General features: G+C 72.7%; 15 protein-coding genes. 3 read left to right on the forward strand and 12 right to left on the reverse strand.

Annotation, left to right across the window (positions count from 1 at the left end; translation table 11 throughout):
* Position 1: 1 nt before the first annotated feature.
* Genes ACYVP9_RS00720 through ACYVP9_RS00735 form a run of 4 tightly spaced genes read right to left on the reverse strand, consistent with a single transcriptional unit; the run spans position 2 to position 4666 of the window.
* On the reverse strand, positions 2–1036 hold the full coding sequence (locus ACYVP9_RS00720; RefSeq protein WP_460602768.1) for an SIS domain-containing protein: 1035 nt from the start codon (positions 1034–1036) through the stop codon (positions 2–4).
* Positions 1033–2178, reverse strand: a complete 1146-nt coding sequence (locus tag ACYVP9_RS00725; RefSeq protein ID WP_460602769.1) for an anhydro-N-acetylmuramic acid kinase — start codon at positions 2176–2178, stop codon at positions 1033–1035. The genes ACYVP9_RS00720 and ACYVP9_RS00725 overlap by 4 nt, the downstream gene beginning before the upstream one ends.
* Complete coding sequence (locus ACYVP9_RS00730) at positions 2169–3941, reverse strand: N-acetylmuramic acid 6-phosphate etherase (RefSeq protein ID WP_460602770.1); 1773 nt, start codon at positions 3939–3941, stop codon at positions 2169–2171. Before ACYVP9_RS00730 ends, ACYVP9_RS00725 begins: the two co-directional genes overlap by 10 nt.
* An 11-nt stretch (positions 3942–3952) precedes the next feature.
* Entirely contained in the window at positions 3953–4666 is a 714-nt protein-coding gene (locus tag ACYVP9_RS00735; protein WP_460602771.1) for a GntR family transcriptional regulator, read from the reverse strand.
* A 175-nt stretch (positions 4667–4841) separates the two neighbouring features.
* Here ACYVP9_RS00735 and ACYVP9_RS00740 point away from each other — a divergent pair, with 175 nt between their 5' ends.
* Positions 4842–6590 (forward strand): S8/S53 family peptidase, encoded by a 1749-nt coding sequence (locus ACYVP9_RS00740; protein ID WP_460602772.1) that lies wholly within the window; start codon positions 4842–4844, stop codon positions 6588–6590.
* Positions 6591–6594: 4 nt separating this feature from the next.
* Here the strand turns inward: ACYVP9_RS00740 and ACYVP9_RS00745 are convergent, their stop codons facing one another.
* Together ACYVP9_RS00745 and ACYVP9_RS00750 are read right to left on the reverse strand one after the other, a co-directional pair.
* Positions 6595–7308 (reverse strand): class I SAM-dependent DNA methyltransferase, encoded by a 714-nt coding sequence (locus ACYVP9_RS00745; protein ID WP_460602773.1) that lies wholly within the window; start codon positions 7306–7308, stop codon positions 6595–6597.
* Positions 7309–7337: 29 nt separating this feature from the next.
* Positions 7338–8072 carry an AAA family ATPase gene (locus tag ACYVP9_RS00750; RefSeq protein WP_460602774.1) on the reverse strand — a complete coding sequence of 245 codons (735 nt, stop codon included), beginning with the start codon at positions 8070–8072 and terminating at the stop codon, positions 7338–7340.
* A gap of 103 nt (positions 8073–8175) precedes the next feature.
* Between ACYVP9_RS00750 and lon the strand changes: the two genes are divergently transcribed.
* Complete coding sequence (gene lon / locus ACYVP9_RS00755) at positions 8176–10494, forward strand: endopeptidase La (protein ID WP_460602775.1); 2319 nt, start codon at positions 8176–8178, stop codon at positions 10492–10494.
* Here lon and ACYVP9_RS00760 read toward each other — a convergent pair.
* The 5 genes from ACYVP9_RS00760 to ACYVP9_RS00780 all read right to left on the reverse strand — a co-directional run bounded on the left by ACYVP9_RS00760 (position 10491) and on the right by ACYVP9_RS00780 (position 16297).
* On the reverse strand, positions 10491–10694 hold the full coding sequence (locus ACYVP9_RS00760) for a PspC domain-containing protein (RefSeq protein WP_460602776.1): 204 nt from the start codon (positions 10692–10694) through the stop codon (positions 10491–10493). The two genes, lon and ACYVP9_RS00760, sit on opposite strands and share 4 nt — an antisense overlap.
* A gap of 69 nt (positions 10695–10763) precedes the next feature.
* Positions 10764–12323 carry a class I adenylate-forming enzyme family protein gene (locus ACYVP9_RS00765; RefSeq protein ID WP_460602777.1) on the reverse strand — a complete coding sequence of 520 codons (1560 nt, stop codon included), beginning with the start codon at positions 12321–12323 and terminating at the stop codon, positions 10764–10766.
* A 105-nt stretch (positions 12324–12428) separates the two neighbouring features.
* Positions 12429–13601, reverse strand: a complete 1173-nt coding sequence (locus ACYVP9_RS00770) for a CaiB/BaiF CoA transferase family protein (protein WP_460602778.1) — start codon at positions 13599–13601, stop codon at positions 12429–12431.
* Between the two features lie 168 nt (positions 13602–13769).
* Entirely contained in the window at positions 13770–14987 is a 1218-nt protein-coding gene (locus ACYVP9_RS00775) for an acyl-CoA dehydrogenase family protein (protein ID WP_460602779.1), read from the reverse strand.
* Positions 14987–16297, reverse strand: coding sequence for an acyl-CoA dehydrogenase family protein (locus ACYVP9_RS00780; RefSeq protein WP_460604257.1), 1311 nt, complete (start codon positions 16295–16297; stop codon positions 14987–14989). Before ACYVP9_RS00780 ends, ACYVP9_RS00775 begins: the two co-directional genes overlap by 1 nt.
* A 310-nt stretch (positions 16298–16607) precedes the next feature.
* On the opposite strand from ACYVP9_RS00780, the gene ACYVP9_RS00785 reads away from it, so the two are divergent.
* Positions 16608–17393 carry a Bax inhibitor-1/YccA family protein gene (locus ACYVP9_RS00785; protein ID WP_460602780.1) on the forward strand — a complete coding sequence of 262 codons (786 nt, stop codon included), beginning with the start codon at positions 16608–16610 and terminating at the stop codon, positions 17391–17393.
* A gap of 232 nt (positions 17394–17625) precedes the next feature.
* On the opposite strand, the gene ACYVP9_RS00790 is transcribed toward ACYVP9_RS00785, so the two are convergent.
* Positions 17626–18843, reverse strand: coding sequence for an acetyl-CoA C-acetyltransferase (locus tag ACYVP9_RS00790; RefSeq protein WP_460602781.1), 1218 nt, complete (start codon positions 18841–18843; stop codon positions 17626–17628).
* Between the last annotated feature and the right edge of the window lie 30 nt (positions 18844–18873).

Raw genomic sequence — 18873 nt, forward strand, 5'->3', positions numbered from 1 at the left:
TTCAGTGGGTGACGGTGACCTTCGAGAGGCCACCCGGGTGATCGACGTCGACGCCGCGGGACTCCGCGAGCGCTCGGGCGACCAGCTGTCCGGGGACGACGGCGACGACGGGGCTGAGCCACGGCGGCACGCCGTTGGGTGACGGGACGGACGTGACGGCCTCGTCGACGGCGGTACCGATGACGTGGACGGCCGAGCCGCGGGCACGCAGGTCGGGCACGAGCTCGAGCACGCTCGCCGACGCCGCCTCGTCCGGGGCGACGAGCAGCACGGGCACCTCGGGTCCGACCGCGCCGATGGGGCCGTGCCGCAGGTCGGCGGGGGAGTAGGGCACGACCTGCAACCCGGTCAGCTCGGTGATCTTGAGGGCCGTCTCGTGCGCGGTGGCGAGGTTCAGGCCGCGTCCGACGGCGACCGCGCGGGACGCCGGGTGCAGGGCCGCGGCGGTGGCGCGGGCCGGTACGGCGGCGACGTCGAGGCCCGCGGCCAGCAGTTCGGGCAGCTGGTCGAGGTCCGACCAGGCCGCGGCGTCGTCGTCGGCCGGGCCCAGGGCGACGGCCAACCCGGCCACGGCGACGAGCGACGCCGTGTAGGTCTTGGTGGCCGCGACCGACTGCTCCGGACCGGTGTCGAGGTCGAGAACGTGGTCGGCCTCGGCCGCGAGGGGTGAGGCGGGGTCGTTCGTGATCGCGACCGTCGGACGGCCCTGCGCCCGGGCCTCGGCGAGCACGGTCACGATGTCGGTCGAGCGGCCCGATTGCGAGACGGCGACGACGAGCTGTCCGCTCATCGCGGGGGTGCGTCCGTACACCGTCGAGAGGCTCGGAGTGGCGAGGGTGACGGGCAGGCCCGAGCGGATGGGCACGAGGTACTGCCCGTAGCGGGCGGCGTTGTCCGAGCTGCCGCGCGCCACGAGGGTGACGCCGGTGCACCCCGCGGCGAGTTCGCGCAGCCGCGCGACGTCGTCGGGCAGCCGGGTGAGCAGTCGGGCGACGGTATCGGGCTGCTGGGCGAGTTCGGTGTCGAGCAGCGTCATCGCGCCATCACCGTCAGCGACCGGACGGCGGGCACCGGCTCGGGCAGGCGCAGTGGTCCCGCGCCGGGGCTGAACCGGCCGAGCACGCGGGGGACGCGGCTGCCCGTGCCGCCGGGCACGACGCCGGGGACGCCGTGCCAGCTCAGCCAGCCGAGCAGGGCGACGAGGTGCGCCTCCTTGGCGTCGGCGGGCAGCCCGAGCTCGTCGGTGGTGCGCAGGCGCGCCGGGGCGAGCGCGGCGGCGAGGCGGTCGCGCAGGACGGGGTTGCGCATGCCGCCGCCGGAGCCGATCACCTCGGCGACCCCGTGCGCCCGGCAGGCGTCGGCGACGGTGCGGGCGGTGAGCTCGACGAGGGTGGCGGCGAGGTCGGGGTCGGCCATGCCGGCGGTGCGGGCGTCGAGCCACTCACCGGTGAACAGCTCACGTCCGGTCGATTTCGGCGGGATCTGCGCAAAGTAGGGCTCGTCGAGGAGGAGGTTCAGGATCGTCTCGTCGACCCGTCCGGACGCGGCCAGCCGACCGTCGACGTCGTACCCCTCGGGCAGGCCGGCGCGGGTGGCGACGACGTCGAGCAGGCAGTTGGCCGGACCCGTGTCGAACGCGAGCACGCTCTCGTCACTGACGACGGTGACGTTGGCGATGCCGCCCAGGTTCAGGGCGGCACGCCGGATGCCGGGACGCCGCAACCAGAGGGCGTCCAGGGTCGAGGCGAGCGGGGCGCCGTGACCGCCGGCCGCGATGTCGCGCGCCCGCAGGTCGCTGACGACGGGAAGCCCGGTGGCCTCGGCGATCCAGGCGGGCTGGCCGACCTGCAGCGTGCCGCGGGCGACACCGTCCTCGACCCAGTGGAAGACGGTCTGCCCGAGCGAGGCGACGAGCTCGCCCCCGTGCTCGCGGACGGTACGGACGGCGACGTCGGCACAGAAGCGGCCGAGGTCGGTGTCGAGCCGGCACAGCTGTTCGGCGGTGGTGGTCGCGGGCGGCAGCACGCCGAGTGCGGCCTCGCGCACGCCGTCGGGCAGCGGCACGGTGCGCTCGTGCACCGGCGTCAGCTCCAGCGCGTCCCCGTCGAGCACGAGATCGGCCACCGCGACGTCCAGACCGTCGACCGACGTGCCGGACAGCATCCCGATCACCCGCACGACGACACCGGCGCCTCGGCGAGGGCGGCGCGGACGGACCCGGCGGCGAGCCGGGCGCGGGCGGTGGCGGCGTCGACCCCGCCCAGCAGCATGACGATCGCCGCCTGCACCGATCCGGCGGCCTCGACGAGGGTGGCGGCGGCGGTCGACTCGTCGGCGCCGGTCGCGGCGCGCACCATGCGCAACGCCCGCCGCCGCAGCTTGTCGTTGCTGGCGACCATGTCGACCATGTACGGGCCGAAGGTCGCACCCGCGCGGACCATGGCGGCCGTCGACAGCGTGTTCAGGGCGATCTTCTGCGCGGTGCCCGCGGCGAGGCGGGTCGAGCCGGCGATGACCTCGGGTCCGGTCAGCAGCTCGACCGCCACCTGCGCCACCGCGCTCAGCGGGCTGCCGGCGACGTTGCCGATGCCGACGGTGGCGGCGCCGAGCTCGCGGGCGCGGCGCAGGGCGGCGAGCACGTAAGGGGTGCGTCCGGACGCCGCGATGCCGACGACGACGTCGGCCGGGCCGATGCCGGCAGCGTCGATGTCGCGGCGCCCCGCGACCTCGTCGTCCTCGGCGCCCTCGATCGCGGTCGAACCCGCCGACGGGCCTCCCGCGAGCAGCACGATCGCCCGGGACGCGTCGAGGGAGAAGGTGGGTGTCAGTTCGGCCGCGTCCTGGACGGCCAGCCGGCCGGGCGTGCCGGCGCCGACGTAGACGAGCCGCCCGGACCCGGCGAGGGCGTCCCCGGCGAGGTCGGCGGCGCGGGTGAGCGCGGGGACGGCGTCGAGCACGGCCCGCGGCGCGGTGAGGTGACCCTCGGCGAGCCGGGTGACGAGCCGCTCGGTCGGCCACAGGTCGAGGTCGTCGGTGCCGGGCGCCGTCGCCTCCGTGGGCAGCACGTCGGTGTCGTGGGTGGCGGCCGCGCGCCGGCCGGTCACGATCTCGGCGGCGAACGGGCCGGGATCGTCGAGCAGCGCGCGCAACCCGTCGATGGCGTCGCCGGCCGGTTCGGTCCAGCTGCGGTCGGACGCCGCCCGGACACGGGCGGCGAGCACCGGCGCGAGGCCGCCGACGAGGCAGGTGGGCAGGTCGGTGGGCAGGTCGGCGAGCGTCCTCGCGATGCCGGCGGCTGCGTCGTCGAGCACGCGGACGGCCGCGCGGTCGCCGCCGTCCGCCGCGGCCAGGACGTCGGGCACGAACGCGGCCAGCCGTGCGGCGAGGTCGGGGGCGCCGAGCAGTGCCGGCCAGCCGCTCTCGTCACCGAAGCGGGCGAGGGCGGCGTCGTGCAGCGCGGTGCCCGGGCGGGCCGTGCGCAGCGCGTGCAGGCCGATCCAGGCGCCGCCGCCGACGTCCCCGAGGAGCAGGCCGCGGCCGTCCAGGCGGGTGACGGAGTCGCCGTGCCGGGCGACGACGACGGCCCCGGTGCCGAGCGCGACGGCCGCGCCGTCGGCGCCCGCGAAGGCGCCGGCCTGCCAGGCCGCGGAGTCGCTCGCGACGAGCACGCGGACGGGGTCGTCGGCGAAGCAGCCGGCGAGGTGGTCGGCGAACTCCTGCGCCGCGGCCGGCGCCGTCACGACGCCCGGGGCGCAGACGGCCAGCCGCCAGGGACCGTCCGGCGGGCGCACCGCACCGGCCACCAGCCTCGCGGCGGCGAGCGGACCCGCCGCGTCGACCAGCCCCGCGCCGCGGGGCACGAAGACGGGGGTGCCACCGGCGCCGAGGGCGCGGACGTGGCTCCGGCCGAGATCGACGAGGACGTCGACGGGTGCGTCCACGGGTGCGTCCGTCATCGACGCCCCTCGGTCGGCGGCAGGATGTCGACCTCGATCAGGTAGCGGTCGGCGCGGTAGACGGCGTCGACGTGCTCGACGACGTCGCCGCGGTGGTCGCGCGAGATGCGCACGAAACGGAACGCGGGCGTGCCTGCGTCGACGCCCAGCAGGGCGGCGTCGTCGGCCGCGACGACGACGGGCGCGACCGTCTGGCGACCCTTGGCGACGCGCCGTCCGAAACGTTCGCGCAGAAGTGCGTAATAGGAGCCTTCGGCGAGGTCGTCGCCTGTGAGGCCGGGCGTGCGTTCCAGCGGTACGTGCAGCGTCTCGAGCGCGATGGGATCGCCGTCGGCCAGGCGCAACCGGCGCACGACGAGCACGGGACCGTCCGGGGCGATCTCGAGCTGGTCGGCCAGGCGGGCCGCCGTCGTGGTGGTGACCTCGACGAGGCGGGACGCCGGTGCGTACCCGCGCCGGCGCATGTCCTCGTGGAAGGACGTGGCCATCAGCGGTTGTGCCGCGGACGGGCGGCGGACGAAGGTCCCCGCGCCGTGACGGCGCTCGACGACGCGGCGCGCCTCGAGTTCGTCGAGAGCACGGCGGACGGTCATCCGGGAGACTCCGCAGCTGACGGCGAGCTCGCGCTCGCCCGGCAGCATGGCTCCCGGGCCCAGCTGCTCGGCGAGCTCGCGGACGTACTGCTCGACCTGATCGGAACGCAACGCCACGCAACAGGTATAGACCTCTACGGCGAGATGAGCAAGTAATCCGTGTCATCCGGTTTGGACGATATGCGGTGAAGGTCCGACCTGTGAATCCGTGCCGAAGGGTTTCGCGCGCTGACAGCCACCTGAAGGATGTCCGAATTGGCCGCTTGCGGCGATTCGAACGAAAGGTGTGCAGATGACAGGGATCGGCAACAGGCGGGTGGCGCGTCGCGCCGCCGTCGTCGGGGCGGCCTGCGCGGTCGCCGCCGGTGGCGTCGCCGCGGTGGGGAGCCCGGGAGCGCAGGCCGCCCCCGCCCCGCTCGGGGGTCCGAAGGTCTCGTACAACGTCCTGGCGGCGACCCCGTCCGGCACGGCGGCCGCCGAGCGCGCGGTCCGGGCCAGCGGCGGCACCGTCGTGAAGGCCAACCGGGCGATCGGCCTGCTGACGGTGACCGCGCCGTCGCGCGGCTTCACCCAGCGGCTCGACGCGGCGCCGTCCGTCGGGGGCACCTCCCGGGTGGTCACGGTCGGCAAGGACCCGCAGGCCCGGCCCGGCGTCCGTCCGGGTGACGTCACCGAGCGCGCGACGAAGCCGAGCGCGGCCAAGAAGAAGGCGGCGAAGCAGGCCGGTCTCGACCCGCTGGACAGCCAGCTCTGGGGCCTGAAGTCGGTGCGCTCCGACCTCGCCCGCACCGTGCAGCCCGGCGACCGCCGGGTCAAGGTCGGCATCATCGACACCGGCGTCGACGGCAGCCATCCCGACATCGCGCCGCACTTCGACGCGAAGCTCTCGCGCAACTTCACCCAGGACATCCCGACCGACCCGAACGGCGAGGTCGTCGACGGCCCGTGCGAGTTCCGTGGCTGCGTCGATCCGGCCGACCACGACGACAACGGTCACGGCACCCACGTCGCCGGCACCATCGGCGCGGCGGTCAACGGCCTCGGTGTCTCGGGCGTGGCCCCGGACGTCACGCTGGTGAACGTGCGGGCCGGCCAGGACTCCGGCTACTTCTTCCTGCAGCCGGTCGTCGACGCACTGACCTACTCCGCGGACGCGGGCATCGACGTCGTCAACATGTCGTTCTACGTGGACCCGTGGCTGTACAACTGCACGTCCAACCCGGCCGACAGCCCGGCCGAGCAGGAGCAGCAGCAGCTCGTCATCACCGCGATGAAGCGTGCGATGAACTACGCCTACCGCAACGGCGTCACCCAGGTCGCCGCACTCGGCAACGAGCACAGCGACCTCGGCAACCCGCCCGCGGACACGACCAGCCCCGACTACCCGTCGAACTCGACGCACCCGCGCCCGATCGACGACGCGACCTGCTTCTCGTTCCCCGTCGAGGGCCCGCACGCGATCGGCGTCGGCTCCTACGGTCCGTCGCGCGCCAAGGCCGACTACTCGAACTACGGCCAGCACATCTCGGTGTCGGCGCCAGGTGGTTGGTTCCGTGACGGGTACGGCACGTCCTGGTACCGCACGAACGAGAACCTGATCCTCTCGGCGTACCCGAAGAACGTCGCGATCGCCGAGGGCGCCGTCGACGCCGCCACCGGTGAGATCACCGAGGCGGGCGTCGCCGCCGGTGTCCAGAAGAGCTGCAAGGGCACGGTCTGCGGCTACTACCAGTTCCTGCAGGGCACCTCGATGGCGTCTCCGCACGCGGCGGGCGTGGCGGCGCTGATCGTCAGCCAGTACGGCAAGCCCGGCAAGGGCGGCTTCGGCATGGCCCCGGCGGCCGTGCAGCGGGTGCTCGAGGGCACCGCCTTCGAGATCCCGTGCCCGGTACCGGCGACGGTCGACTACACGAAGGAGGGCCGGGACGCCTCGTTCACGGCCACCTGTGTGGGGACGTCCGCGTACAACGGCTTCTACGGCCACGGCTCGGTCGACGCCTACGCGGCGGTGACGAAGGGCAAGGCCTACCTGAAGGGCTGATCCCTCACGGGGCCGCGCGCCACACCGAGACGTGCTTCGTGCTCGTCGCGGTGAACGGCGCGCGGTCCCAGCCGGCCCAGCGGTGCTCGAACCGCAGGCCGGCGATGCGGGCCATGAGGTCCAGCTCGGCCGGCCAGGCGTAGCGGAACGGCATCGACAGCAGCGGGCCGCCGGGTGTCACGTGGTGCGACCACATGGCCTGTGTGGTCACGTCGTACTCGTCGATGCCGACGTGGCCGGACGTGACGTCGAAGGGCACGAAGCGATCGCCCGGTGGCAGCTTCTGCAGGGCCGGGACGAAGACCTCGACGACGAACCGGCCGCCCTCGGCCAGGTGCCGGGCGGCGTTGCGGAAGACGTCGACCTGGCCGTCCTGGGTGGTCACGTTGGCGATCGTGTTGAAGACGAGACAGACGAGCGAATAGGTGCCGTCGGCGCGGGCCGAGGTCATGTCGCCCTCGACGACTCCGATGTCGGCCGACTTGGCGCGCAGTTGCGCAATCATGTCCGGCGAGAGCTCGATGCCGGTCACGGGCACCCCGCGTCCCTGCAGCGGGACGGCGATCCGTCCGGTGCCGATCGCGAACTCCAGGACCGGTCCGCCTCGGGCGAGGTCCGCCAGCACGTCGACCGTCCGGTTGACCACGGCGGGGTCGAATTCCTCGTCCTCTCCGGCGTCGTACTGCGCGGCGACGGAACCTGCGAACCAGTCGGTCATGGGTCGATCATCAGCCGAGGGGCCAGTGCTTATTCCTCCAGCAGCGCGTTGAGGTACAGCTGCGGGTCGTCGAGGAACCCGCGCCAGTTCTGCACGAGGTCGAGGTCCTCCCAGGCGGACTCCCGCAACCCCCACTCGCCCACCTCGAGGATGCGCGCGCCCGGCGTCGCGGCGACGATCGGGGAGTGCGTGGCGACGACCGCCTGCCGGCGGCCGACCGAGGCGATGTCGTGCAGCAGGTCGACGAGGGCGAGGCACCCCGTGAACGACAACGCCGACTCCGGCTCGTCGAGAACGTAGAAGCCGGGGCTCGTGAACCGGTCGGCCAGGACCTCGAGGAACGACTCGCCGTGCGAGTACTCGTGGAACGGGATGCCCGGCCCCGACATCGAGGGATTCTGCTCGAGGTACGTGTAGAAGCCGTGCATCGTCTCGGCCCGCAGGAAGAACCCCCACGTGGCCGCCCCGATGCCCCGCTGCAGCCGCAGCGCCCGGTGCAGCGGCGATTCCGACTCGCGGGTCGAGTTGCGGGCACCGGTCGACCCGCCCTCGGGCGACAGTCCGTACGCCTGCGCGAGCGCCTCGACGAGCGTCGACTTGCCCGAGCCGTTCTCGCCGACCAGCACCGTCAGCGGGCCGAGCTCGAGCCCGTGGTCGAGCAGGTCGCGCACGGCAGGGATCTCTCCGGGCCACCCGTCCGGGTCGATCGGCGTCGTGTCACCGGGGGCACGCGCGACCCGGGTGACCGGCAGTTCGTCGAACACGACCCGATCGTGGCAGCCCTGTTCGCCGGGGGCGAAACAGGACGGGGAACAACGCGGAGCGCAGGGACCTTGAGCCGGTATCGCTCAAGAAAGGCGTATCCCCATGACCGATGTGCTGACCCTGCCGATCCTGTCCCTGCCCGACACCGTCGTGCTCCCGGGGATGGTCGTGCCGGTCGAGATCGGCGCCGACGCCGCCGACGCCCGCGCGGTGATCGACGCCGCGCGCGCCGGCTCCGACGGCACCGTGCTGCTCGCTCCGCGACTGTCCGACCGCTACCCCACCTACGGCGTCATCGCCACCATCGAGCAGGTCGGACGGCTGCCCGGCGGCCAGACCGCCGCGGTGCTGCGCGCCGAGCGCCGTGCGAAGCTCGGCACCGGCGTGCCCGGCCCCGGCGCCGCGCTGTGGGTCGAGGCCGAACCCGTCGAACCCGACGAGGTCACCGACCAGGTGCGCGAGCTCGCGTCGGAGTACCGCACCGTCGTCGTCGCGATCCTGCAGCGCCGCAACGCCTGGCAGGTGATCGACTCCGTGCAGCGCATCTCGGACCCGTCCGAGCTGGCCGACCTCGCCGGCTACGCGCCGTACCTGTCGAACGAGCAGAAGCGCGACCTGCTCGAGACCCCCGACCTCGAGGCACGCCTGCTGCGCGTCCTGGGCTGGGCGCGCGACCACCTCGCCGAGCTCGAGGTGTCGGAGAAGATTCAGACCGACGTCCGCGAGGGCATGGACAAGCGGCAGCGCGAGTTCCTGCTGCGCGAGCAGCTCGCCGCGATCCGCAAGGAGTTGGGCGAGGGCGAGCCGGAGGGTTCGGAGGACTACCGAGCCCGCGTCGAGGCGGCCGAGCTGCCCGAGGCGGTGCGTGAGGCGGCGCTGCGCGAGGTCGGCAAGCTCGAGCGCGCGTCCGACCAGAGCCCCGAGTCGGGCTGGATCCGCACCTGGCTCGACACCGTGCTCGACCTGCCGTGGAACGTCCGGACGGACGACACCACCGACATCAAGGGCGCCCGGGAGATCCTGGACGCCGACCACCACGGTCTCGACGACGTGAAGGACCGCATCGTCGAGTACCTGGCCGTGCGCTCGCGCCGCGCGCAGCGCGGTCTCGAGGTCGTGGGCGGACGCGGCTCCGGCGCGGTGCTCGCGCTCGTCGGCCCGCCCGGCGTCGGCAAGACGTCGCTCGGCGAGTCCGTCGCCCGCGCGCTCGGACGGAAGTTCGTGCGCGTCGCCCTCGGCGGCGTGCGGGACGAGGCGGAGATCCGCGGCCACCGGCGCACCTACGTCGGCGCGCTGCCCGGCCGCATCGTCCGCGCGATCGCCGAGGCGGGGTCGATGAACCCGGTCGTGCTGCTGGACGAGATCGACAAGGTCGGCTCCGACTACCGCGGCGACCCGGCGGCGGCCCTGCTCGAGGTGCTCGACCCGGCGCAGAACCACACGTTCCGCGACCACTACCTCGAGGTCGACCTCGACCTGTCGGACGTCGTGTTCCTGGCGACCGCCAACGTCGCCGACACCATCCCGGCGGCGCTGCTCGACCGCATGGAGGTCGTCACGCTCGATGGCTACACGGAGGACGACAAGGTCGCCATCGCCCGCACCCACCTGCTGCCGCGGCAGCTGTCGCGCGCGGCGCTGGAGAAGTCGGAGGTGACCGTCGACGACGCGGCGCTGCGCACCGTCGCGGGGGAGTACACCCGCGAGGCCGGCGTCCGCCAGCTCGAGCGGCTGCTCGCGAAGATCCTGCGCAAGGTCGCGACGAAGCTGGCCACCGAGGACGGCCCGGTGTCGGTCGGAGAGTCCAACCTGAAGGAGTTCCTCGGCCGGCCGCGGTTCCTGCCCGAGTCGGCGGAGCGGACGGCGGTGCCGGGCGTGGCCACGGGTCTCGCAGTCACCGGTGCCGGCGGCGACGTGCTGTTCATCGAGGCGTCCGCCTCGCCGGGTGACGCGAAGCTGACGCTGACCGGTCAGCTCGGTGACGTCATGAAGGAGTCGGCGCACATCGCGCTGAGCTACCTCCGGGCGCACCGTCCGGACCTCGTCGAGTCGCTCGACCGGACGATCCACCTGCACGTGCCCGCGGGCGCGGTGCCGAAGGACGGCCCGTCCGCCGGCGTCACGATGGTGACGGCGCTGACGTCACTGGCCACCGGCGTGCCCGTCCGCTCGGACGTCGGCATGACCGGCGAGGTGACCCTCAACGGCCGGGTGCTGCCCATCGGCGGGGTGAAGCAGAAGCTGCTCGCCGCGCAACGGGCCGGGCTGAAGACGGTGTTCATCCCGCAGCGCAACGAGCCCGACCTCGACGACGTGCCGAGCGAGGTGCTGCAGGCGCTGGACGTGCGGCCGGTCGCCGACGTCGCCGAGATCCTGGCGCACGCGCTGGAGCAGCCGGCCGCCGCCGAGCGGGTCGCCTAGTCCGTGCGCTCGGGCATGGCGACCCAGAGCACGAGGTAGCCGAGGAACTGGGGCCCGGGCAGCAGGCACGACAGCACCGCCACGATGCGGACGGTGCTGCGCGACCAGCCGTACCGGTCGGCGATGCCGGCGCACACGCCGGCGATCATGCGGCCCCGGCGGGGTCGGGTGAGGCGCTTCTGGTCCGTGGTGATCGTCATGGGTCCACGATGCGTCGCGGGGCGCTCACCGCACATCGGTGAGCGCCCCGAGGCGTACCCGGGACCCGGTCAGGGGCGAACCCGGGTGCGCAGCGCCTTGCGGTCGAGCTTGCCGATGCTGGTGAGCGGCACCTGGTCGAGCACGTGCACCTCGCGCGGGTACTTGACCGCCGACAGGCGCTCGCGGGCGAACGCGATCAGCTCGTCGGGGGTCGCGGTGGCGTCGGGGTGCAGTTGCACGAACGCGACGACCTCCTCGCCGTGCTCCTCGTCCGGGCGTCCGACGACGGCGGCGACCGCGACGGCCGGATGGCTCACGAGCACGTCCTCGACGTCGCGCGGGTAGACGTTGAAGCCGCCGCGGATGATGACGTCCTTCATGCGGTCGACGATGACCAGGAACCCGTCCGCATCGACCCGTCCGACGTCGCCGGTGTGGAACCAGCCGTCCCGGACCGCGGCGGCGGTCGCGTCCGGATCGTGCCAGTAGCCGGTCATCACGCCGGGGCTGCGCAGCAGCACCTCACCGTCCTCGCCGGGCGACGCCTCGGCGCCGTCGGCCTTCTCGATGCGCAGCGCGACGCCGGGCGCCGCCTGACCGACGCTGCCCGCACGCACCGCCCCGCTGGGCGTCGCGGTGCCGAGCGCGGCGACCTCGGAACAGCCGTAACCCTCGACGATCTCGACGTGCGGCACGCGCCGCGACCACTCGTCGCGCACCTCGGCCGGCAGCGGGGCGCTACCGCTGGTGAGCCGCGCGAGGGACGACAGGTCGTACCGCTCCAGCGGCTGGGTGAGCAGCAACCGCAGCATCGTCGGCACCAGGGCGCCGGTCTGCACCTTCTCGTCCTGGGCGAGCTGCAGCCACCCGGCCGGGTCGAACCAGCGCATCAGCACGGTGCGCGACGGGCGGACGGCGTGCAGGGACATCGTCGCCACCAGCAGCCCGTACGCGTGGGCGAGCGGCAGCGGCAGCAGCGACACGGTGTGGTCGTCGACCACCGTGTTCAGCGTGGCCGCCCACGCCGCCCACGACAGCGCGTCGTTGCTGAGCATCACGCCCTTGCTGCGTCCGGTGGTGCCGCCGGTGTAGAGCAGGGCGGCGAGGTCGCCGGGCGCGACGTCGACGAGCGGCGCCTCGGGGCCGTCCGCCAGCTCGGCGAACGCGACCGCACCGTCACCACCTCCGGCCGAGACGACGCGGACGTCGAGCCCGTCCGCGGCGGCCAGCACCTTGGGCAGGAACTCCGGTGTCGTCACGATCGCCGTCGCCCCCGAGTCGTCGAGCGCGTGGCGCAGCTCGGCCTCGGACAGCAGGAACAGCAGTGGCGTCACCGCACCGCCGAGCCGCCAGGTCGCGTGATAGCTCGCGAGCACCTCGGGACAGTTCGCCATGCAGATCGCGACCCGGTCGCCGCGCGCCACCCCGAGCGAGGCGAGGCCGGCGGCGAACCGCCGCGCCGTCGCGCCGAGGCCGGCCGACGTGATGGCCGTCCCCTCGAAGACGAGGGACGAGTCGCCGCCGTACCGCTCCCACGCCCGCTCGGCGAGGCGCGCCAGTGACGTGCCCTCCGGCTCGGTCTGCATCTGCGGGACCCACTCGCGGAACTGCGGCTGCACGTCGATCACCCTTGCGAACGTAGCGAGCGGCGGGCGGGACGGCCAGGGTGTGGCGGCGCGTCGTGCATTTAGCGCATGATCGCGCGAAACAATCCGGGCGACGTGCACCCGGCGTCAACGCTCGCGCACGTCCGCCAGCCAGGCTCGCAGCCGGGCGGAATCGGCGCCGAGCGACGGCGGAGCCGACCGGTAGCGGACACCGGTGCGGCTCAGCGTCACCGGGTTGGCGAGGGTGCGGATCGGCGGATCGCCCGGACGGGCGGCCGGATGCTCGTGGACCGGGGCCAGGCCGAGACGCTCGGCGAGCGCGATGGCGGCGCCGAGGTCGTTGACCGGGCCGCAGGCGACGCCGGCCCGGAGCAGGCGTTGCGACCATGCGGTGGCGGTGTCCGCGGCGAGCGCCGCCTCGAGCTCGGCGACCAGCTCGGACCGGTGCGCCACCCGGTCGGGGTTGGTCGCGAACCGCGGGTCGGTCGCCAGCTCGGGTCTGCCCAGGGCGTCGGCCATGGCCGCGAACTGCCTGTCGTTGCCCACGGCGACGGCCAGTGGGGCGTCGGCGGTCCGCAGCGTCTCGTACGGTGCGATGCTCGGGTGCTCGTTGCCCATGCGCCGAGGGGGCGGTGCGCCGTTGACGAAGGCCGCTCCCTGGTTGACCAGCGACGCGATCAGGCTCGACAGCAGGTTCACCTCGACGACCTGCCCCTGCCCGCCGGAGTCGCGCGCGCGCAGGGCGGCGAGGACGCCGATCGTGGCGTGCAGCCCGGTCAGGACGTCGACGAGTGCCACCCCCACCTTGGTCGGGTCGCCCTCGGGCGCGCCCGTGATGCTCATCAGCCCGCCGACCGCCTGCACGACGAAGTCGTAACCGGGTCGCGTCGCGCCTGCGCCGGAGCCGAACCCCGAGATCGAGCAGTAGACGAGGCCCGGGTTCGTCGCGCGGGTGGTCGCGGCGTCGAGGCCGTAGCGCGCGAGCGTGCCGGGCAGGAAGTTCTCGACGAGGACGTCCGCGCGGGCGGCGAGCGTCCTGGCCAGCACGAGGTCACCGTCGTCGCGCAGGTCGAGCGTCAGGCTGTTCTTGTTGCGGTTCACGCTGGTGAAGTACGTGGTCGTGTCGGCGACGTAGGGCGGGCCCCACTGCCGTGTGTCGTCCCCCGAACCGGGCTGCTCGACCTTGATCACGGTCGCGCCCAGGTCGGCCAGGAACATCGTGGCCAGGGGTCCGGCCAGCACCCGGCTGAAGTCGGCGACCAGCACCCCGTCGAGCGGGCAGGGAGCGTCGGAGGTCATGGCGGTGGTCCCTTCGCGGTGCGGGCAGCTGCGCCCGATGATCCCGCGCGCGCCGACACGGCGTTGTGTCCCGGGCCGTCGTCCGGGCCGCGATGCACCGTTGCCGCGGACGACGGACGGGGTGGGACGGCCGTCGCCGTCCCACCCCGTCCGCGTGTGTCCGAGCGGCTACTTCAGCTCGCTGGAGCTCTTGCCGAGCAGGCGCCGCGCGATGATCAGCTGCTGGATCTGCTGCGTGCCCTCGAAGATGTCGAGGATCTTCGAGTCGCGCGCCCACTTCTCGAGCAGCGAGTTCTCGCTGTACCCGAGCGAGCCCGCGAGCTCGACGCACTTCGTGGTGATCTCGACACCGACGCGGCCGGCCTTCGCCTTGGCCATGGACGCCTGCAGCGAGTTGGCCTTGCGGTTGTCGGCCATCCAGGTCGACTCGAGCGTGAGCAGATAGGCGGCCTCCCAGTCGGCCTCCATCTGCAGGTACGCGGCCGCGGCGGCCGACTGCGTGTAGTTCGGCCTGTCGTAGTCGATCTCGACGCCCGCCTGCTTCAGCAGGTCCTCGATCTCGTCGAGGGCGGCCCGCGCGCAGCCGACGGCCATGCCGGCGACGAGCGGACGGGTGTTGTCGAACGTCTGCATCGCACCGGCGAAGCCCTGCCCGGTGTCGTCGTTGACGTCCGGGTTGCCGAGCATGTTCTCCTTCGGCACCCGGCAGTTCTCGAAGATGATCGTCGCGGTGTCGGACGCGCGGATGCCGAGCTTGTGCTCGAGCCGTTCGACCCGGCAGCCGGGCGTGTCCTTCGGGACGACGAACGACTTGATCGCCGCCTTGCCTTTGGACTTGTCGAGCGTCGCCCACACGACGACCGCGTTGGAACGTCCACCCGACGTCACGTAGATCTTCTCGCCGTTGATGACGTACTCGTCACCGTCGAGCACCGCCGTGGTCGAGACGGCGGACGAGTCGGACCCGAAGCCCGGCTCGGTGATCGCCATCGACGCCCACAGCCCACCGAAGCGCTCGAGCTGCTCCTCGTTCGCCACCGACGCGATCGCCGCGTCGCCGAGCCCCTGCCGCGGCATGGACAGCACGAGGGCGACGTCGCCCCAGCAGGCCTCCATGATCGACAGCACGGACGACATGTTGGTGCCGTTCTTGTTGCCCGGCTTCTCCTCCTTGGTGTCGCGGCGGACGCCGCGGGCACCCGTGCCGCCCTCGCCGCCGTCGTTCATGCCGTCGATGAGCGCGGCGAGCGTGTCGAGTTCCTTGGGGTACTCGTGCTCGGCCTGGTCGTACTTGCGCGAGATCGGACGGAAGATCTCCGTCGAGACCTGGTGCGCCTGGTTGACGACCATCTCGAACTTCTTCGGGACGTCCAGCGAGATGCCCATCAGACCAACACCACACCTTCCATGACCGCCGCGGCGCGGAGATCTCGGTACCAGCGCTCCACCGGGTGTTCCTTCACGTAGCCGTGGCCGCCGAGCAGCTGCACGCCGTTCGAACCGATCTGCATGCCGTACTCGGCGGTGAGGCGGCGGGCGAGCGCCGTCTCCCGCGCGTAGGTCTTGCCCTGCTCGGCGCGTGAGGCGGCGCGCAGGGTCGTCAGCCGCGCGCCCTCGAGCTCGATGGCGATGTTGGCGACCATGAACGCGACCGCCTGGCGGTTGCTGATGGGCTCGCCGAACGCCTTGCGCTCGTTGACGTACGGGATGACGTAGTCCAAGACGGCCTTGCCGGTACCGCAGGCGAGCGATGCCCAGCCGATACGGCTGAGGCGGATCGCCTGCGTGTACGCGTCCGTGGCGCCGGTGCCGTCGGCTGCTCCCCCGAGCAACGCCTCCGAGGGCACCGCCACCCCGTCGAGCAGGAGGCGTCCGGTGGACGCGGCTCGCAGCCCCATGGCCGGTTCGGACTCGATCGAGATGCCCTGGCTCCCGGACTCGACCAGGAACAGGGCGGGCTTGCCCTCGAGCTGTGCCGCGACGACGAACAGCTCCGCCGAGGCCGCCCGCGGCACCAGCGACTTGAGGCCGTCGATGACGAACCCGGACGACGACCGCCGCGCGACGGTCTTCAGCGCGAACGGGTCGAACAGCGGGTGCGGCTCGGTGACGGCCAGGGCCGCCGCCGGCACGTCGTCGCCGACGAAGGAGGGCAGATAGGTCTGCTGCTGGCCCTCGTCCCCGAACAGGACGAGCGCGTTGGCGACGCCGGCCGGCGCGAGCAGCGCGACGGCCAGGCCCATGTCGCCGTGGGCGAGGGCCTCGGCCACGAGCGCGCCGGTGACGACCGACCGCTCGTCGCTCATGCCGCCGAGGGCGGTGGGGACGGCCAGCTGGGTGATGCCGATCTCGGTGACCGCCCGCTTGAGCAGCGTGTCGGGCGCCTCGCAGGCCTCGTCGGCCTCGACGGCGGCCGGGCGCAGCTGCTCGGCGGCGAACTCGCTCGTCGCCTCGATGATCATCTTCTGCTCGTCGGTCGGGTTCAGATCGAACAGGCCGCGGCCGGACGAGGTGGACGGGCGCTTGCCACCGCCGCGCGACTGGACCTTCGTGAAGGTGCGGTTCGCGGTGGCGACGGTGCGGAACCCGGCCTTGCTCGCCTCGTACACGGCCCGCTCGGTCTGCTTGCGCAGGCCGAGGCGGTCGATGACGGGCAGTTGCGCCAGCTTGTTGACGGCGGCGAGGCCCACGCCCATCGCGTCGCGCCCGCGGCGGTTGCGTCCTGACATGCAGGTGCCCCCCAGGAGGATCGGCGGAGTCGGTGCACCGAAGGTGGTACACCTCGTACCAGGTAAATGTACCGGCTGTCCGCGCTCCGGCAAGCACGAGTGGCTGGCGGCACAGCGCTCGCGCCGCCCTCGGTGGTGCGTGTGTGACAGCTGTGGGTACCGATGCTGCCGAGATGCGCAGGAACGGGCGCTGCCTAAGCTGCGTTGTAGACGACGAGGGATCCGTCCGGCACCCGCCGGACCGGCCCCGGGGAACGATTTCAGGAGGTCGATCGCGGTGTCGAACCCGGTGATCAACAACTTCGGCCGCATGGGCCAGAACGGTCCGCCGACGCCGAGCGCCGGCGATCTGCAGGGCATGTACGACCAGCCGGCGTACGCGGGCCCCCGCCAGGGCGGCGGCTACATGACGCTCGACGCCGTCGTGCAGCGCACCGCGGCCATGCTGGGCGTGGTGCTGCTCGCCGGCGCCGTCACGTGGGTGGCGGTCCCCGAGCGCCTCTACCTGCCCGCGCTGCTGATCGGCGCGTTCGGCGGGCTCGCGCTCGGCCTGTTCCTGTCCTTCTCCGGACGGGTCAACGCGACCACCGCGCTGATCTACGCCGCGTTCGAGGGTGTCTTCCTCGGCGCGATCAGCCACATGTTCGAGCAGTGGAAGCCCGGCATCGTCATCCAGGCCGTCGCCGGCACCGCGATGGTCGCCATCGGCATGCTGTTCGTCTACAAGATCGGCGCCATCCGGGTCACGCCCCGGTTCACCCGCATCGTCGTCGGGGCCACGATCGGCGTCTTCGGCCTGATGCTGGTGAACCTGGTCGCCTACCTGTTCGTCGACGGCGGGCTGGGCCTGCGTGACGGCGGCCCGCTCGCGATCGGCTTCAGCCTGCTGTGCATCGCGATCGCGTCGTTCAACCTGGTGCTCGACTTCGACATGGTCGAGCGCGGTATCCGCCAGGGCGCGCCCGAGAAGATGGCGTGGCTCGCCGCCTTCGGTCTCACGGTCACGCTGGTGTGGCTCTACCTCGAGATCCTGCGCCTGCTCGGTTTCGTCCGCAGCGACTGACGCACATCACGCGACGACGGGCCGGCCTCCTCGCGGAGGCCCGCCCGTTCGTCGTTCCGAGATGGAAAATCAGAGGGGCGCCGCGACCCACCCACGGTCGCGGCGCCCATCGTCCCTGATCCCCACGGCCGGCGGATCCCCACTCAGGTCCCCACCTGCTGTCCCGCCGGCGTGTTGTACCTGGTTCAACGAGACCCCACGCCGGGGGTTACGCGGGTCCGGAAAAGAATTCCTACGACAGCCGCTCGACGATCATCGCCATGCCCTGACCGCCGCCGACGCACATGGTCTCGAGGCCGAACTGCTTGTCATGGGCCTTCAGTGAGTTGATCAGCGTCGACGTGATGCGGGCGCCTGTCATGCCGAACGGGTGGCCGACGGCGATGGCGCCGCCGTTGACGTTGAGCCGGTCCATGTCGATGCCGAGTTCGCGCTGCGAGGCGAGCACCTGGACGGCGAACGCCTCGTTGATCTCGACCAGGTCGATGTCGCCGATGCTCATGCCCGCGAGCTGCAGGGCCTTGCGGCTGGCCTCGATCGGGCCGACGCCCATGATCTCGGGCGAGAGGCCGGAGACCGCGGTGCTGACGATGCGGGCCAGCGGGGTGAGGCCGAGCTGCTTCGCCTTCTCGTCGCTCATCACGACCACGGCGGCCGCGCCGTCGTTGAGCGGGCAGCAGTTGCCGGCGGTCACCCGCCCGTCCGGACGGAAGACCGGCTTCAGCTGCGAGACGGCCTCGTAGGTGACGCCGGCCCGGGGGCCGTCGTCCTTCGACACGACGGTGCCGTCGGGCAGCGTCACCGGGGTGATGTCGTTCGCCCAGAACCCGGACGCGATCGCGGCCTCGGCCAGGTTCTGCGACCGCACCCCGAAGTGGTCCATGTCCTCGCGGCTCACGCCGTACTTCAGCGCGACGTTCTCGGCCGTCTGCCCCATCGCGATGTAGAGGTCGGGGAGGTCGCCGTCCTCGCGCGGGTCGTGCCACTCGGTCGCGCCCGACTCGGCGGCCTTCGCGGTGCGCTGCAGTGCCTCGGCGAAGCGCTCGTTGCGGGCCTCGGGCAGGTCGGAGCGGCCGTGCTCGTAGCGCGACACCGTCTCGACACCCGCGGACACGAACGCGTGGCCCTCGCCGGCCTTGATCGCGTGGAACGCCATGCGGGTCGTCTGCAGCGACGACGAGCAGTACCGGTTGACCGTCGTGCCGGGCAGGAAGTCGTAGCCGAGTTCGACGGCCACCGCGCGGCCGACGTTGAAACCCGACTCGCCCGCGGGCTGGCCGCAACCCATCATCAGGTCGTCGAGGTCGTGCGGGTCGAGGGCGGGCACCTTGTCGAGGGCGGCGCGCACCATCTGGGTGGCGATCTCGTCCGGGCGCATCGACACCAGCGACCCCTTGGCGGCGCGGCCGATGGGCGAACGGGCGGTCGAGACGATGACGGCGTCGGGCATACGGAAGCTCCTCGGACGGACGGCGGTTTG

The sequence above is a fragment of the Jatrophihabitans fulvus genome, assembly GCF_054781375.1.